Here is a 17045-nt window from a genome sequence, read left to right on the forward strand (position 1 = left end):
AAATTTTTTAGAAAAAAGATAAAATAGAATTTTGGAATTTTTCAGACTTTTAACTATTAATGATTAGAAAAATAATTTTATTCACGCAAGATATTCCCTTACACCACTCTTCCCGCTAAACAAAGTGAACAGTAATAGAAAAAAACCAACTTATATTTTGTCTAGACTACAATAAAAACGATAACATTCGTCATAAAACTATTTTAACTATTATTTAAAATAACAAAAAATCTTAATTAGATCAGTTTGATTGACACTTTCCGATCCTCTTAAGATTTTTTACGAGTACTAAAGGTAGCTCTTATTTATCGAAGTATTTCCTAGTATCAATCTCGTCTTGTTGCAGTTGTTCAATCAAGGCTTCTGCGCCACTAAAAGCAACTTGATCTCTCAAAAAGTGGTGCCAGCGAATCGCAACAGTCTCTCCATAGATATCTTGATGGAAATCTAAAATATAGATCTCCACTGTTAATTGTCGGCCTTGACCAAAGGTATCATTATGACCAATCGATCCCATAGACGGATACCAGCGATCACCTACTTTAAGCTCGGTAACATAGACACCTTCTTTTGGGAGGCGCACTGTACTTTTGACTTTAATATTCGCTGTCGGAAAGCCAAGTTCGCGTCCCCTGGCATCGCCATGTACGACAGTTCCTTCAAACTCATAAGGATAACCTAACAGTCGATTGGCTTCTGCCATTTCTCCGTTCTGCAAAGCGGCGCGGATTCTTGTTGAGCTGACTTTCTCCCCTGCCAAAGTTTCCTTGGGAACGGTAATCACTTCAAAACGGCCTTGGGCATAAGAAGGTAAAAGTGCCATGTTTGCTGTCTCTTTCTTTCCATAGGTATAATCGAATCCAGCCACGACCACTTCCGCATGTAAACCTACCATGTATTGATCGACAAAGACTTGCGGCGCTAAATTTGCAAAAGCTGAAGTGAAATCCACTTCGTAAAGATAGTCGACTCCTAAATCAGCCATATGGGCTTCTTTTTGTGATAAGCTGGTTAGATATTGCATTGCCTCAGGATCCACTTTTTGAAAGACAATAGATGGATGCTGATTGAATGTCATCAATGCCAGCTTCAATCCTTTTTCTTTTGCTGCTGCTTTTCCTGTTTCAATAACTTTTTGATGACCTAGATGCACACCGTCAAAAAAGCCTAGAACCAAAACGACAGGTTCTGATGGAATGACATCTTTATTATATGGATGACGTAGCTCGATAATTTCCATTCTTACTCTCCTATTTCTGTACGAATAACTTTCGCAGGTTTTAATAGCCCCTGTTTCCTTTGATGCGGCATATAGATACTAACGACTTTATCTTGATAAAACAATGCCACAGGTGTTGCAGGAGGTTCTTGAAGACCAAAACTATGATATGGCAAGGGCATGCCATTCTTGACATTCTGCCACAACTTCTCATCAATTGCAATTTTGGGAAACCCGCTTACCCCATATTCAATGGGCTGCAGCAACTCATTGATTCGCCCTGATTCCATTGCTTCACGAACTTCTGCAAGCGTAACAGATTGATCTTTGGTAAAGCCGCCGCTTGCTAACCGTGTCAAGTCAGACATATGAGAGGCTACTCCCAAAGCAGCACCCGTATCGACGGCTAACGTACGGACATACGTTCCTTTCCCACAGCTTACTTGAAACCGCCACGATTGGGTGCCACTTGTCTCATCAAAGATTAGATCGCTGATCCGCTTAAATGAATGAATCAAAGCTTGCCGTTTTGGACGCTGCACTTCTTCATTTGCCCGGGCATATTCATACAAACGTTTCCCATTGACTTTAACTGCGGAATACATTGGCGGAATTTGGGTAATTTCACCAGTCAAACTTGCCATTGCACGATCGACTTCTGCTGTAGTAAAAGGTTTTGCTAAAGGCGTCCTTTCAACAACTTCACCCGAACGGTCTTCGGTCGTTGTGGAAAAACCTAGCGTGATTTCTCCTGTATATATCTTTCCGGAATCCACCAAGTATTCCACGACTTTGGTTCCTTTGCCAATGCAGATCGGCAATACACCGTCTACATCAGGATCTAGGGTTCCACTGTGTCCGACTTTTTTTGTATGTAAAATTTTTCGTAGTTTAAAGACACAGTCGTGACTGGTTTGACCACGGTCTTTCCATAATGGCAAAATTCCATCCATAGTATCCCTCCGCTTCTTTTTCAACTTGACCATTATACCATATTCTAAAAAAACTTAGTATGGTCTTAAAGTCTTTCAGAATGATATTCGTTCATGATACACTTATATTATAAGGAGGTGCCACATGATTGTATTCGTTTGTTCATTGATTGGTTTCATACTTTTTTTATATTTGGTTCAACGTGGTACGCTGCAACAACAAGAGGAGGCACTGGCTTTATTTGTTATCAAGAGCCGAACACCTGCTTTAACACGGATGATGCTCTTTTTTACAAATTTCGGTAAAGCATTGCCCACGATCATCTTATTGTTATTGCTTTATGTTTTTCCAGCTACACAAACTATCCTAGCGCCGAAAGCAGCAGCGAGTGTCTTACTTGTCTCTGCATTCGCTTATCTGATTAAACGGATCGTCCGCAGAGAACGACCAAACGATCATCGGTTAGTCGAAGAAAAAGACCACAGCTTCCCTAGTGCCCATGCTGCTACTTCTGCCGCACTTTATGGAACTGCAGCGATGAATATGGCTTTTCTTTTGCCACCTGCTGTTCTGCCCATGAGCATTCTTGCGGTCCTGCTCAGTTTTATGATTGGGTTCAGTCGCGTTTATTTAGGGATCCATTTTTTGACAGATGTTATCGGTGGGTGGTTTTTAGGATTAGCAGTTGCTGCATTGATCACCATTTTGTTATGATTTTTGGCCTTGCACAGTATCTGTTTGATCATTATAGAATAGCCTCACCTCTCAGTAATAAAAAAAAGACCGCATATTGAAGCGACCTCCAAAAGTTAGACTTTTATGGAGTGGAGAAATCCACTCCTTTTTTGTATGATAAGATTAACTGTTAGACAGCTGTTTTTACAGCTTCTCGAAACTGAACCGGACTTCGCCAATTTAATTTCTTTTTGATGCGTTTATGGTTGTAATAATAGATATATTGGTCAATTTTTGTTTTCAATTCATCTAAACTCCGATAGACTTCTCCGTGAAAAATCTCTTGCTTTAATAAACCAAAGAAGTTTTCCATAGGTGAGTTATCTAAACAATTCCCTTTACGAGACATACTCTGGAAGATTTTATGCTGCTTCAATTTATTCTTATAAGCATTCATTTGATAGGCCCATCCTTGATCTGAATGGAAGGTTCTACGAAATGGACAATCATTTGTCATCTGGATTGCTTCTTCTAATCCTTCCATTATGGCTAGTGCGATTGGTTTTTCAGAAATCCGATAAGATAGAATTTCACTATTGTAGAAATCCATGAAAGGATCTAAATACAGCTTTTTCTGACGAACGACACCTGTGGTGTCTACTTCATAATACTTAAACTCTGTGGTATCAGTTGTAATTTTTTGGTGACAGATATTTGTATAAAACCGACGATGAATACGATTTTTGGCGACAGTGCCAACCTTCCCACGATAAGAATTGTACCGTCGAGATTTTCGAGTGTAAGACTTTACTTCGATACCTAGTTTTTTTATCAGACGTTGAATCTTCTTTTTATTGACATGAATCCCTTGATTCTCTAATTCTTTTTTTAGTCGCAGACAGCCGTAATCTTTATGATCTTTGCGAATTTCAAGCATTTTTTCTTCAATTTCTTGGTCTGGGTTTGGTCTGTCAAACCGTTTCTGCCAATACATATAGGTTGCTTTAGGAAATTTCAATGTTTCAAGAAGCTCAACTAGTTTGAATGATCCTCGGAGGCTGGCGATGATTCGTGCGATTGATTCTTGCGTCTTTGCTGGGCTTCCTGTTTTCGCAGCTTCCTCAACTCTTTTAAAAAGGCATTCTCAATTTGAAGGGATCGGACTTGCTTTTCTAATGCCTTGATACGATCGCGTTCTTCAGTTGTTGTATTTTCTTTTTTGTTTTCTTTTTTTCTAGTCAAAGTAAGTGGTCGCCCTTTCTCTTTTGAGAGCCCCTCAATACCTGCTTCTCTGAAATTACGCATCCAATTGGCAATAAGCGCAGGGTTGTTCATTTCTAAAGTGCTAGCAACTTCTCGATAGGACATCTCACTTGTTTGATATAACTCTAGCGCATTTAACTTAAATTGAACAGAATATTTCTGATTTTGATGCTTTCTCAATAGACCTTCCTCTCCGTATTCACGATAGACATTCACCCAATTACTTACTTGAGATTTGCTTGAAATACCGTATTTGTTGGCAAGATACCGATATCCGCCCACGTCACTAAGATATTCTTTAACGATTTTTAGTTTTAATTCAAAAGGATATTTTGCCATACAAATAACGACCCCCAAAAGTTAGATTTTTTGGTCTAACTTTTGGGGGTCGCTTCATATACGCGGCCTTTTTTTATGTGATTCTTTATTCGCCTTTATGCAAATCGCGAATCATTTCATCGATCTTATTTCCATATTGAACAGATTCATCTAGTTCAAATTGCAACTCCGGAACTTTATATAATGACAGTGCCTGTCCCAATTCACGACGGACTAACCCTGTTGCTTTCTCTAATCCGGCTTGTGCTTTTTGCTTTTCAGATGCAAGATCACTCAAAGTGCTGTAAAAAATCGTTGCTTGCTGCAAGTCCCCTGTCACGCGAACATCTGTGATGGTAACATCTTGAACACGAGGATCACGGACTTTCTTACGAAGTATTTGATTCACTTCTTTTAAGATTTCTTGGGCAACTCTACGGTCACGATAATTAGCCATTCAAAAAACCTCCCTGATAACTAGTGTCTTAATTCATTGGTACTTCTTCCATTACGTAGCCTTCAATCACATCATCTACTTTGACATCATTGAATTTCTCGATCATGGCACCACATTCAAAGCCTAGTTTTACTTCTTTCACGTCATCTTTGAAACGTTTCAAACTAGCTAATTTTCCTTCATAGATCACGATGCCGTCACGGATTACCCGCACACCGCTGTCACGGCGAATGCTGCCTTCCGTTACATAACAACCGGCGATCGTACCAACTTTAGAAACTTTGTAGGTTTCACGAACGATCATTTGACCAGTGATTTTTTCCTCAAATTCAGGATCAAGCATCCCTTTCATCGCTGTTTCGATTTCTTCGATAGCTTTGTAAATGATTCGGTGTAAACGAATATCGACTTCTTCGGCTTCGGCTTGTTGTTTAGCTTGCGGAGTTGGCCGCACATTGAAACCAATAATGATCGCGTTACTTGCTGCTGCAAGTGTCACGTCACTTTCATTGACTGCTCCAACTGCTGAATGGACAATATTGACCCGAACGCCTTCTACATCGATTTTCTTCAATGAAGCACCCAACGCTTCAGCAGAACCTTGAACATCCGCTTTAATGATTACATTGACTTCTTTTAATTCGCCTTCTTTTAGGCTTTCAAACAGATTGTCAAGCGTTACCCGGCTGCTGGAAGCGCGTTGTTCCATCACGGCGCGTTTCGCGCGTTCTTCCCCTGCTGCACGAGCTGTCTTTTCGTCTTCAAATGTAACGAATCGATCACCCGCTTGCGGCACATCATTCAATCCGGTAATTTCAACTGGTGTAGCTGGTCCCGCTGTTTTGTCCCGACGGCCTAAATCGTTGGTCATCACACGAACTCGACCGAATGTGTTCCCGACGACGATAGGATCACCTACATGTAACGTTCCTTGCTGTACCAATAAGGTAGCAACCGGACCTTTTCCTTTATCCAGACGAGCTTCGATCACTGTACCGATCGCCCGTTGTGATGGATCTGCTTTCAAATCTTCTACTTCAGCAACAAGTAAAATCATTTCCAGCAATTCTTCAATATTTTGACCAAATTTAGCAGAGATTTCTACAAAGATGGTATCGCCACCCCAGGCTTCTGGAATCAATTCATATTCACTTAATTCTTGCATGACATGTTGCGGGTTCGCACCTGGTTTATCGATTTTGTTAACCGCAACGATGATTGGTACTTTTGCTGCTTTAGCGTGGTTGATTGCTTCGACAGTTTGTGGCATTACACCGTCATCTGCTGCTACAACTAAAATCGTAATATCAGTGATACTTGCTCCCCGTGCCCGCATACTTGTGAAGGCCGCGTGTCCAGGAGTATCCAAGAAAGTAATTGGTTTGCCATCGATATCGATTTGATAAGCACCGATATGCTGCGTGATCCCACCAGCTTCTCCGCTTGTCACACGAGAATGGCGCAATGTGTCTAATAACGTTGTTTTCCCGTGGTCAACGTGTCCCATGATGGTAACTACCGGCGGACGAGAAACAAGATTTTCTTTGTTTTGTTCTTCTGGTTCAAAGAATTTATCGATATCCGCGATGTCGATTTGAACTTTTTCTTGTGGTTCAATACCGTAATCAGTTGCTAACAATTCGATCGTATCTTTATCCAATGGTTGGTTTTGATTGACCATAACTTCCATCATAAACAACTTCTTGATGATCTCAGCAGGTTCACGATAGATTTTTTTCGCGATATCCGCTACATTCATGCCTTCTGTATATTCCAATACTTCTGGTAATTCACGGAATTTACGTGCTGGAACAGGTGGTTTTTTCTCTTGCTGTTGACGACCTTTTTTCCCTTTTTTGTTAAACTTGTTGCGGTTATTGTTATTGAAATTATTGTTGCGTCCGTTGTAGTTTGACTTACCACGGTTTTGATTTCCACCGCGATTTTGGTTATCACCAGCTGGACGGCTTTGTGTTCCTTGACTGCTAGCCCCTTGGTTTGGACGACTTTGTTGTCCTTGTGCTGGGCGATTTTGACTTTGATTTCCTTGGTTCGGATGATTTTGTTGTCCCTGTGCTGGGCGATTTTGTTGCCCTTGACCGCTAGGACGGTTTTGTTGTCCTTGTGTTCTATTTTGGTTCGTTGGACGATTCTGTTGTCCTTGATTGTTACGATTTTCTTGGTTATTCACTCGATTTTGACTTCCTTGGTTATTTGGTCGATTACTTCCTTGATTTGTTGATCCGTTGTTTTGACTTATTGGGCGGTTGGGTTGTCCTTGACCATTAGGACGAGAATTCGTCGTGTTCCGCTGCCCTTGATTATTGTGTCGGTTCTGGAAGTTAGGATTATTTCTCTGCGTTTTAAATTTCTTTTGCTCTTGTTTTTCCGGCTGGTTGGCTGGTTTCTGATTTGCGGGAGTTGGTTTTGCTGATGATCGATCATTTGGATTGCCGCCTAATGACTGCCGCAATTTTTGCGCCTCTCCATCTGAGATCGCGCCCATGTGATTTTTCACATCAAAGCCTAAAGATTGTGCTTTTTCAACAACCTCTTTGCTCGATTTGTTCCATTCTTTTGCAAGTTCATAAATTCTTTTTTTTCCCATGCAATCACCTTCCTAACCTAATATTAATTCCTGCACCTTCTTTGCAAATCCTGCATCTAGAATGCCCACCACCATTCGCGGTTTGCCAATGGCTGAACTGATTTCATCGGCAGAAAATGTATCTAGGAGCGGAATTTCATAATAAGAACTTTTGTCCTTTATTTTCTTTTGTGTATTTTTACCAGCGTCACTAGCGACAAGTACGAGAGCTGCTCGTTGTTGACGAATCTCTTTTAACGTCATCTCTTCGCCAGTGATCAATTTCCCAGCACGCATGGCTAGTCCTAACATATTCAATGCTTTTTGTTTATTCATTTGCAAATAACTCTCTTCGGGCTTTTTGATGCGTCACATAGTCTAAGAGTTCTTGATAAAATTCATCTGACAATTTCGTCTCTAATACTCTATCCAAGATCCGCTTATCCCAAGCTAATTGCGCTTCCTCTGGTTCGATAGCGATGTACGCTCCTCGACCCGGCATCTTGCCGGATGGATCGATCGCAACTGTTCCTTCTTTCGAACGGGTGATGCGCAGCATTTCTTTTTTGGGAATCATTTCCCCTGAAACAACAGATTTTCGTAAAGGAATTTTTCGTTTTTTCATCGCGATCTCTCCTTGACTTATTTTTCGTCAAAATCCATGTTTTCGTAATCGTCTGCCGTCATATCAGAAGCAATGATCATTTCGTCGTGAGACTCATTATCTTCGATAGTGCTTTCTTGACTTTCAACAGCCTCGCCTTCATCGATATAGGCGCCTTCTTCTAATTTTGCATAAAATTCTTCCATGTCTGACTCCGATTTGATATCGATCTTAAAGCCAGTCAATTTCGCAGCCAAACGGGCATTTTGTCCTCGTTTACCAATGGCAAGCGATAGCTGATAATCAGGTACGACCACCGTACAAGCTTTCGGATTATCCACATCAAAAATAACATCAGTCACTTCTGCTGGATTCAATGCATTTGCAATAAATACCGCTGGATCATCATTCCACTCAACAATATCCATGTTCTCACCTTTTAATTCATTGACAATTGCTTGAACCCGTTGTCCCTTTGGACCAACACAAGTTCCGACAGGATCGACATTAGCATCAAATGAGCGCACAGCTACTTTAGAGCGGTCTCCTGCTTCTCTGGCAATGCTGACGATTTCAACTGTACCATCATAAACTTCCGGTACTTCTTGTTCAAATAAACGGCGTAATAAATCAGGATGACTACGGCTTACAAAAACTTGAGGCCCTTTCGAAGTATTTTCGACCCGAGAAACAAATACTTTGATCCGATCGTGAGGTTGATAGAATTCATTTGGCATTTGATCTTGTTTTGATAATACTGCTTCGATTTTTCCAAGGTTCACATAGATATAGCGATTGTCCTGACGTTCAACGATCCCTTGCAGGATATCTTTTTCATAGGCACTGAATTCATTGTAGATGATTGTCCGTTCTGCCTCGCGCACCCGTTGCAAAATGACCTGTTTTGCTGTTTGAGCAGCTATCCGGCCAAAATCTTTCGGGGTCACTTCGAAACGGATCTTATCGCCAATCTCGTAAGCAGGATTGATCGTCATGGCTTCTTTCAAAGACACTTCCAATTGAGAGTCCATTACTTCTTCGGTCACTTCTTTGACTGCATAAACGTGAATATTGCCTTTTTTCTGGTCAAATTCAACTTCTACATTTTGCGCTTGACCATAATGACGTTTGTACGCTGACACTAACGCGGCTTCCAATGCGTCAATGACGATCTCTTTTGAAATGCCTTTTTCTGCTTCCAATGCATCAAGTGCATTTAACATTTCTTTACTCATGATTCTTCCATTCCTCCGTGTTTAAAATTGGATTGCTAAACGAGCTTTGGCAATATTTTTCCGTTCGATCGTTAGTTCTTTTTCTCTTGTTTTGATTCGAATCTTAATGACTAGTTGTTCTTCATCAAAGGACTGCAAAAAGCCTTCAAATTGCTTTTCGCCTTCCACCGGCTGATACAAGGAAAGATGGATATATTCTCCAACTGCACGGTGATAGTCCTCTTCTTTTTTGAGGGGGCGTTCAGCACCAGGCGAGGATACCTCTAAGAAATAGGCTTGTGGGATCGGATCTGGATCACAGGCATCCAATTTATCACTCAGTTGTTCACTGACAAAGGCACATTCTTCAATATCGATTCCGCCCTCTTTGTCAATAAACACCCTTAGAAACCAGCTTTTTCCTTCCTTAACAAATTCTACCTCAACTAATTCAAAATTTTGCGCTTCCAGAATGGGGGTCACAATTGTTGTGACAGTTTCCACCACTGTACTCACACGACATCGCCTCCTTTATTTCTCAACGAAACGAACTTCATTCCATTAAAAAGAGTGAGCGAAAAAACCGCTCACTCACTCTAAGTATCATTACTATGTAAATATAACATAGTTTACTAACAAATTCAAGTATCCTAGCATTTTGTGGCTTTTTCTGAAAATTTTACATCCTATTTCTTAAGATTTCTTCCTTCAGAATACTTCCTTGTTCCCTCTATCTCAAAATAGGCAGCTGTCTTTCTTGATTCAAGCAATGAAGGCGACAAGCTTCGTGATGACTTGTGGAAGCAAAGCTTTCGGATCAAAGTCCATCGGCGCTTGATCAGGAAAAAAGTGCCACATGCGGTAGCCATAAACGCCCAGAACAGCAATCATCAGTCCAAGCCAAAAGTAGCGATTTTGATTGATACGCTGAACCATGGGCTTTTTCCAGAAAATGACAAGTAACACTAGCAAAGGAATGAGCCAAAAAAGTGGATGAAAATAAAAAGCGCCTTGTATGTCACCTTCAAAAAGATGCAAATAGGCGCGAGTCATTCCACATCCAGGGCAAGGAACCCCCGTCAGCAGTTTAAACGGACACATTAATAATCGGTCCAATCATCAGTGTCTTGAGTAACTGATTGGCTTGCAGAATCTGCAGACTCCCACACTTGATTCATATCCGATTGTAAAATGGCCATATTGATAATGTCCAAACCAAAAATCGCTAAGACAACAAACAACACTTTATTATCATTGATACGTGGAAATTTCGTTTTTTCCTGTGCAGTGATAAAAATGTCCGCGATTCGATACCACCAATAAATTTGGTACAACCCGCAAGTAATGATCGTCAACAACACAGACATGCCTGGGGTAAGGCGATAATCTTCACTATATTCTGTCAAATCTTGCGTGGTTTGGTATAGCCAGAAAAGTGAATAGATGCCGCAAGTAATAATAGTTAGTAAAATCACCATTAAAATGGACTTTTTCTTGGATTGATAATTTTGATACATCGGTTACTCCTTCTAAAAGATTGAATCTTTTTACTTTTCTTCCAATTATACACCAATCCAAAAAAGTGGAAAGTCCTTTTAAAGGAAATTTATTTCAATAATAATGAAAAAAAAGGATGTAATCTAAGCTTTTTAATAAACGAAACCTCTGAAGGACATTGGGATGCTGTTAATCTCCAACTAGTCACCAGTAATAACGCCAGCTGGACAAACACTTTTTTTCCACTGTCATTCGGATAGTCTCATTTTTTGCTTCTATTACAAACCTTTTATTACAATCCTTTTATTATAATCCTTTTAATTGATTTATGCGCGACTATAATTTTTTACTTCTGCTGCCATTGCATCAACAAAGATATTTAGTTCTTCAACGTTCGTTTCTTTGCTGCCGTAACGACGAATATTGACAGTTGCATCTTTGACTTCTTGGTCTCCGACAACTAACTGATAAGGAATTTTTTGCATTTGTGATGCGCGAATTTTGTAGCCCATTTTTTCATTGCGATCGTCCACTTCCACACGTAAACCTTGTGATTGAAGACGTTCTTTGATCTCATAAGCATAATCGCTGTGTGCATCGACTGAAACAGGAATGATCGTTGCTTGGATCGGTGCCAACCAAGTTGGAAATGCGCCTTTGTAAACTTCTGTTAAGTAGGCAACGAAACGTTCCATTGTTGAAACGATCCCGCGATGGATCACGACTGGACGATGTGTATTTTCACCATCTTCACCAACATAAGTTAAGTCGAAACGTTCTGGTAATAAGAAATCTAATTGGATCGTGGAAAGCGTTTCTTCCATGCCCAAAGCAGTTTTTACTTGAACGTCTAATTTTGGACCATAGAACGCTGCTTCCCCTTCTGCTTCGAAATAATCCAAATTCAATTCATCCATCGCTGCTTTCAGCATGGTTTGGGCATTTTCCCACATCGCATCATCATCAAAGTATTTATCTTTGTTTTCTGGATCACGATAGCTTAAACGGAAGCGGTAATCTGTTACATTGAAATCTTTATAGACTTCAACCATCAAATCCAAAGTCCGTTTGAATTCATCTTTGATTTGATCAGGACGAACAAATGTATGTCCATCATTTAGAGTCATTTCCCGAACCCGTTGCAACCCAGAAAGAGCGCCAGATTTTTCGTAACGGTGCATCATCCCTAATTCAGCGATTCGAATCGGCAATTCACGATAAGAGTGAATATCGTTTTTGTAGACCATCATATGATGAGGGCAATTCATTGGACGAAGAACGAGCATTTCCCCATCTCCCATGTCCATTGGCGGAAACATATCTTCATGATAATGATCCCAGTGTCCTGAAGTCTTATAAAGGTCAACATTGGCCATGATTGGTGTATAAACGTGTTGGTAACCCAAGCTTACTTCTTTGTCCACGATGTAGCGCTCAATGGTACGACGAATGGTTGCACCTTTTGGCAACCAAAATGGTAGACCAGCACCAACTTCTGGAGAGAGCATGAATAAGTCTAACTCTTTCCCTAGCTTGCGGTGATCCCGCTCTTTGGCTTCTTCTCGTAAACGAATGAATTCTTTCAACTCTTTTTTGTCAAAGAACGCTGTTCCATAGACCCGTTGCATCATTTGGTTATTTGAATTTCCACGCCAGTAAGCTCCTGCCACAGATAAAAGTTTGAACACTTGAATCCGTCCTGTTGATGGCACGTGAGGCCCGCGACATAGATCAACAAACTCTCCTTGTTGATAGGCAGTAATCGTTTCATCTTCTGGTAGTTCACTGATCAATTCTACTTTATATGGATCTTCAGCAAATAGTTCTAAAGCTTCTTTTTTCGATAATACACGACGTTCGATCGGTAGATTTTCTTTAACGATTTTCATCATTTCTGCTTCAATTGCTGGTAAATCTTCGGCAGTTACAGGGCTTTCTCCATTATCTGTATCATAATAGAATCCTGTATCGATAGCTGGTCCCACGCCAAAATGAATGTTTGGATAAAGGCGACGCATCGCCTGAGCCATTAAGTGAGCTGCTGAATGGCGAACCAAGCCTAAAGCATCCTCATGATCCGGTGTGACGATTTCGATTTGTGCATCCTCTTCAATCCCTCGATCAAGATCAATCAACTGACCATTGACCTTTCCTGCTAAGGCTTTTTTCGCTAAACTTTTAGAGATTCCTTCAGCAATTTCTTTTGTTGTGATGCCAACTGCAAATTCTTTTTTCGCCCCATCTGGGAATGTAATTGTTAGTGTCATTTGTTTTCCCCCTACTGATTTATTTGATCAATGAATGATTCGAACCAAAAAAAGTCCTAGTATCAGATAACGATACTAGGACGAAGATTTCGTGGTTCCACCTAATTTCAAATACAACAACGCTGTATTTCTTTGACGGGATAACGGTACGACCGCCTTTGTTTCAACAAAGGTTTGAAAAAGTGGTCATCCATTGGTTTTCTTCCAGGAAATTTTCAGCCGTGATTTCCCTCTCTTATCGAAGACTCTCAAATTCAGGTGTCTTTTTCATCAATCAATTATGGCTTCATTTAACCACTATCTGCTTAAAAAATCAAGTAAATTATTTCCAATCACCATTAACTGCATACTGTCCTTTTTTCATTTCGTTGATAATGACATGAATATGTTCTTTAGGTGCCCCAGTATTTTTGTGGACTGCTTCAGTAATTTCTTTCATCATATTGGTCAATTGTTCTTGCGATCGGCCTTCTACTAATTCTACATGAATAAATGGCATAGTCATCACTCCTCTGTTCATTAGTATACGCTTCTTAATTATGCTCTGCAATAACCTGCTCTATTATCGAATGACTGTCCCTTATCAAGAATAAGCATTTCTGACAATCTAAAGATTCTTCCATTTCATTTGGCTGGATCTTCACGCCATTTTCTCGAATGCCATTTTTGAACATACTTCATCACCTTACTGGCTTCCTCTTCATGGTACAAAAATTGATGTTGTCTGCTTACATAACGAGCAATCTCATCAAATAGTTGAACGATTTTCCATAAGGATTCGCCGCAAGTTTCAACAGATGAAAAACAAAGTGCCGTCAACCGCTCATACTCTTCTTCTGATAAATAACTTTGAAGATATTTATGGTTCTTTCCGGTACTGAGACGATAGTCTGCTTGATGCGCTAGATACCAATCATATTGCCGAAGCAACTCTTGCCAGCAAATTTGGTACAAATGGTCGGCGGCATAGAAAAGCTGATTTCTGACAAGCCCTTTGACGACATAAGTCGCTACCCACCAAAATTCGTTACAACTGTCATGAAACGTTTTTTCTGTCGGTGGTTTAATCCAAAAGATAGAGGCATTAGGAACTGTCATTCCCTGCAGAAGTTCTTTTGGATCATAGAGACGCTCAAGAAAGGGTTCAGCTTGCAACAAATGGATCAATTCAACCGGGCAAAGCATCAAGTCTATGCGATTGCCATCTTCAAAATGCATCAAGAATGTAAAACGTCCTCCCAAAGAGGGTTGCGAAAGCACAGAACTTTCTGGAGTCTGCATGATCATGATCTGTCCGAATTCTTCCAGCCAGCTAGGTTCTGCTATTAGTTCTTGCATATTGTCAACAATATAAACGATATCATAATCTTGAAACCGATCGCTTATTGCATTAGGTTCTCGCCGGGACCCAGAGATTGCGATTGCTTGGACACCTATTTTTTGACCAACTCGTAAAATCACTGCTAGCATTTCAGCTTCATTCCGCACAGCTATCCTCCCTTTCTTTGATCCAATTGATCTCAAAAGCATACTTAAATTTTACCATAGAACGATTTTTCAGACGACATTCGCAAAGATTATATGCTATAATTTTATGTCGCAATTTTTTTAAGGAGGATTCCTTGTGAACGAACGTCAAAAAGAACAACTACATGTCGATGATACGATCGCATTGATTCGAAGAGAACAAATGGTCTTAGCGCAGCAAAAAGCGGACTTGGCTACAAAAATGGAGGATCAGTTAAAAGAGATTTCCGAAAAGAAGATTCGTGGTGGTGACAGCGAAGCTTTTTACGAATCTGTTGTTGAATATCAGCAACACGAGCAAGAATTGCTGTTAAAATATCGAACAGCGGAATCTCAAGAGAAAAGGGTCAAAACATTGGAAACAATGGCTAGCAATCCTTATTTTGCCCGAATTGATTTTCAAGAAGAACAAGAAAAAGAAACACTTTATCTAGGGATCGCCTCTTTAAGGGATCAGCAAGAAGAAACAATTGTCATCGATTGGCGGGCACCTATCGCAAATTTATATTACGAAGGAGAATTAGGCGAAACGTTTTATGAAACAGAAACCGATCGCTTTACAGTTGAGTTGTTGCTGAAGCGTCAATTCAAAATTCAAGAAGGCCAGATTTTGTCTATGGTGGACACTTCAGAAATCATCAATGATGAGTTTTTGCTGGAGATTTTAGACGAAGCCTCTTCTTCTCAAATGAAAAATATTGTCTCAACGATCCAAAAAGCACAAAATCAGATCATTCGTGATACTACTAGCAAGTTCATGCTGATTGAAGGAATTGCCGGCAGTGGTAAAACATCGGCACTGTTGCAACGGGTGGCGTTCTTGCTTTACCGCAACCGCAAATGGCTGGATGAAGAACAAGTCTTGCTTTTCTCTCCCAATCATTTATTTTCTGATTATATTTCAATGGTCTTGCCTTCTCTTGGGGAAAGTGAAGTGCCAACACGTACGTTCCATCATTTCATCCAAAGAGCTCTGCCCAATTTCCAAATCACAAAAGAAACACAGCTAGAAGAAACTTTCTTATCAGGAGCAGACGATCGGATTGAAAAGATCAAAAGCAGTCTGAAACTTGTCAAATTGATTCAACGATACGTACAGAAGATTTCTGCGATCGGTCCGTTATTTCGTGATTTAAAAATTCAAGGACAGACATACATTACGAAAGAACAAATCCGTCGTTGGTATCAAGAAACAAATCAAGAGCTTCCTTTGTATCAACGGAGTCAATTATTACAAACAAAATTACTGAAAAAAATCGGTGGTCTTGAAAAAGATGAGGCCAAAAAAGATTGGGTCAAAGAAGCAACCGAAGAGCAGTTGCAGCAACATTTTGCCAAAGATCCTTATCAGGAGTACACCGAAGAAAATGAACGCCGATTGCGTAAGCAAATCCGGCAGCAAATCGTTAAGAAAAAATTCCGCTCACTAACTCGTGGTGTCAAACAATACCAGTTTATCAACCAAACCAAGCAGTATTTACATTTCTTACAGGCAGTTCCTAAGACGTTGTTAGACGATCAAGCGATCCGTGATGAAGATTGGCAACAACATCTCCGACTTCTGCGAGAAGGTCTGCGGCAACGCCAATTGACCCAAGAAGATGCCGTGCTATTCTTTTTGCTGATCAAACAACTTTACCCAATCTATGTGGATGAAAAAGCACGGTTTATTTTCATTGATGAGATGCAGGATTTTCCGCCTGCTCAAGTGGCTCTCTTACGTCAATTATATCCTAAAGCCGGAATTACTTTATGTGGTGATTTAAATCAAAAGGTCTACGGTAATGAAACGATCGTTGGTTCGTTGGAAGAGTTGTTTCCTGCTGACAGCGTGACTCGGTATCAATTAAAAACCAGCTATCGTTCAACGAAAGAAATCACGGATTTTGCCAACCAATTCTTAACTGGTTCCGATCAAGTTGAATTGACAGCACGCGAAGGGGCTCTCCCTCAAGTCATTCAAACCGAGAACGAAACAGTTGGTCTGGACTACTTGCAGCAAGCATTAACCAAATCACAGTCACACTGGCGCACAGCTATCATCTGTAAGACAGCTGCCGACTGCCGAGCGCTTTATGCCCAGCTCTCTGGAGAGATGCAGGATCAAGTTCAATTAATTACTTCAGAGGAAGATTTTATGAAACGTAAAATCATGATTTTTCCAGCCTTTTTAGCTAAAGGGTTGGAATTTGATCAAGTATTCTTATGGACGTATGGGACTTCTTTTGTGACGGAGCAAGATCAATTGATCTTCTATACCATGGCGACCCGTGCCATGCACCAATTGATTGTTTTGCAAAATAACACCAATCAATTGCTAGAGAAAGCTGATCCCGCAACCTACGCATTACAATTGCTTTAAGGAAAGCGATTGATACATCAAAAAAACGAGAGCAAGCGGACAATCCCTTGCTCTCGTTTTTGCTTAGCGATAAATGATCAATCAAACAATATTCTTCTCGACAAAAGCCTTGTTTGATCGGT

Annotated in this window: 15 protein-coding genes and 1 pseudogene; 2 read left to right on the top strand and 14 right to left on the bottom strand. The window is 40.4% G+C overall.

All coding sequences use genetic code 11. The features are described 5' to 3' along the window. Positions 1-301: 301 nt before the first annotated feature. Together ribF and truB are read right to left on the bottom strand one after the other, a co-directional pair. Positions 302-1240, bottom strand: a complete 939-nt coding sequence (ribF, locus tag EGX73_RS13995) for a riboflavin biosynthesis protein RibF (protein ID WP_003126385.1) — start codon at positions 1238-1240, stop codon at positions 302-304. Between the two features lie 2 nt (positions 1241-1242). After that, positions 1243-2172, bottom strand: coding sequence for a tRNA pseudouridine(55) synthase TruB (truB, locus tag EGX73_RS14000; RefSeq protein ID WP_029486752.1), 930 nt, complete (start codon positions 2170-2172; stop codon positions 1243-1245). Between the two features lie 124 nt (positions 2173-2296). Here truB and EGX73_RS14005 point away from each other — a divergent pair, with 124 nt between their 5' ends. Beyond that, on the top strand, positions 2297-2866 hold the full coding sequence (locus EGX73_RS14005) for a phosphatase PAP2 family protein (RefSeq protein ID WP_005471304.1): 570 nt from the start codon (positions 2297-2299) through the stop codon (positions 2864-2866). A 151-nt stretch (positions 2867-3017) separates the two neighbouring features. Here EGX73_RS14005 and EGX73_RS14010 read toward each other — a convergent pair. From EGX73_RS14010 to EGX73_RS14065, 12 genes and pseudogenes are all read right to left on the bottom strand, one after another. Next, positions 3018-4429, bottom strand: a pseudogene (locus EGX73_RS14010) (IS3 family transposase). A gap of 85 nt (positions 4430-4514) precedes the next feature. Next, on the bottom strand, positions 4515-4865 hold the full coding sequence (gene rbfA, locus EGX73_RS14015) for a 30S ribosome-binding factor RbfA (protein ID WP_005471299.1): 351 nt from the start codon (positions 4863-4865) through the stop codon (positions 4515-4517). A 28-nt stretch (positions 4866-4893) separates the two neighbouring features. Further along, positions 4894-7473, bottom strand: coding sequence for a translation initiation factor IF-2 (gene infB, locus EGX73_RS14020; protein ID WP_123867020.1), 2580 nt, complete (start codon positions 7471-7473; stop codon positions 4894-4896). Between the two features lie 12 nt (positions 7474-7485). After that, on the bottom strand, positions 7486-7788 hold the full coding sequence (locus EGX73_RS14025; protein WP_005471295.1) for a YlxQ-related RNA-binding protein: 303 nt from the start codon (positions 7786-7788) through the stop codon (positions 7486-7488). Then, a complete protein-coding gene (locus EGX73_RS14030) occupies positions 7781-8077 on the bottom strand; it encodes a YlxR family protein (protein ID WP_003126378.1) in 297 nt (98 codons plus the stop codon). The genes EGX73_RS14025 and EGX73_RS14030 overlap by 8 nt, the downstream gene beginning before the upstream one ends. A gap of 17 nt (positions 8078-8094) precedes the next feature. Then, positions 8095-9291 carry a transcription termination factor NusA gene (gene nusA, locus EGX73_RS14035; protein WP_003126377.1) on the bottom strand — a complete coding sequence of 399 codons (1197 nt, stop codon included), beginning with the start codon at positions 9289-9291 and terminating at the stop codon, positions 8095-8097. Positions 9292-9312: 21 nt separating this feature from the next. After that, positions 9313-9786, bottom strand: a complete 474-nt coding sequence (gene rimP / locus EGX73_RS14040) for a ribosome maturation factor RimP (protein ID WP_003126376.1) — start codon at positions 9784-9786, stop codon at positions 9313-9315. A gap of 246 nt (positions 9787-10032) precedes the next feature. After that, positions 10033-10386 carry a DUF2752 domain-containing protein gene (locus EGX73_RS14045; RefSeq protein WP_034704326.1) on the bottom strand — a complete coding sequence of 118 codons (354 nt, stop codon included), beginning with the start codon at positions 10384-10386 and terminating at the stop codon, positions 10033-10035. Continuing rightward, positions 10371-10787, bottom strand: coding sequence for a DUF4234 domain-containing protein (locus tag EGX73_RS14050; protein ID WP_003126374.1), 417 nt, complete (start codon positions 10785-10787; stop codon positions 10371-10373). The genes EGX73_RS14045 and EGX73_RS14050 overlap by 16 nt, the downstream gene beginning before the upstream one ends. A 306-nt stretch (positions 10788-11093) precedes the next feature. Continuing rightward, positions 11094-13034 carry a threonine--tRNA ligase gene (gene thrS / locus EGX73_RS14055; RefSeq protein ID WP_041119746.1) on the bottom strand — a complete coding sequence of 647 codons (1941 nt, stop codon included), beginning with the start codon at positions 13032-13034 and terminating at the stop codon, positions 11094-11096. A gap of 322 nt (positions 13035-13356) precedes the next feature. After that, positions 13357-13533, bottom strand: a complete 177-nt coding sequence (locus EGX73_RS14060; protein WP_005471289.1) for a 2-hydroxymuconate tautomerase — start codon at positions 13531-13533, stop codon at positions 13357-13359. 125 nt (positions 13534-13658) lie between these two features. Then, positions 13659-14522 (bottom strand): aminoglycoside 6-adenylyltransferase, encoded by an 864-nt coding sequence (locus tag EGX73_RS14065; RefSeq protein WP_005471287.1) that lies wholly within the window; start codon positions 14520-14522, stop codon positions 13659-13661. A gap of 136 nt (positions 14523-14658) precedes the next feature. On the opposite strand from EGX73_RS14065, the gene helD reads away from it, so the two are divergent. Beyond that, the gene (helD, locus tag EGX73_RS14070; RefSeq protein ID WP_003126368.1) at positions 14659-16923 is read left to right on the top strand and encodes an RNA polymerase recycling motor HelD; all 2265 of its coding nucleotides are present in this window, start codon (positions 14659-14661) and stop codon (positions 16921-16923) included. Positions 16924-17045: the final 122 nt, after the last annotated feature.

The sequence above is a fragment of the Enterococcus sp. FDAARGOS_553 genome (assembly GCF_003812305.1).
Taxonomy (GTDB): domain Bacteria; phylum Bacillota; class Bacilli; order Lactobacillales; family Enterococcaceae; genus Enterococcus_D; species Enterococcus_D gallinarum.